Source organism: Catenulispora rubra, from assembly GCF_015356825.1.
Classification (GTDB): domain Bacteria; phylum Actinomycetota; class Actinomycetes; order Streptomycetales; family Catenulisporaceae; genus Catenulispora; species Catenulispora rubra.
Window position 1 is genome coordinate 1 of sequence record NZ_JAACYW010000751.1, and the last position, 442, is coordinate 442.

1 protein-coding gene is annotated in these 442 nt (G+C 64.7%); it reads left to right on the top strand.

Annotated features, from left to right (window positions below):
* A partial coding sequence (locus GWK61_RS55270; RefSeq protein WP_267254621.1) for an alpha-amylase family glycosyl hydrolase occupies positions 1-442 on the top strand: 442 nt, incomplete at both ends.

Sequence of the window (442 nt, forward strand, 5' to 3'; positions counted from 1 at the left end):
GAGCCGCACTTCGGGCAGTGGGCGGACTTCGACGCCATGGTCGCCGCGGCGCATGCCAAGGGCATCAAGGTGATCATGGACTGGGCGGTCAACGACTCCAACCCCGAGGACACGAGCAACCCGAACTACGGCGCCGGCGGCGCGCTGAAGCAGAACGGGACCACGCTCGCGACCTACGATAACGACCCGAACGGCTACTTCCACCACAACGGCGGCGTCGCGGACTACAACAACCTGTACGACGTCGAGTACCAGAACCTGTTCAACCTGGCCGACCTCGCGCAGGAGAACCCGGCCGTCACGAACTACGTGGAAGGCGCGGTCAACACCTGGCTCGGGCACGGCGTGGACGGCATCCGCATGGACGCTGTGAAGCACATGCCCGGCGGCTGGCTCAAGAGCTACGTCGACAACATCGAGGGCTCGCACAGCGTCTTCATGT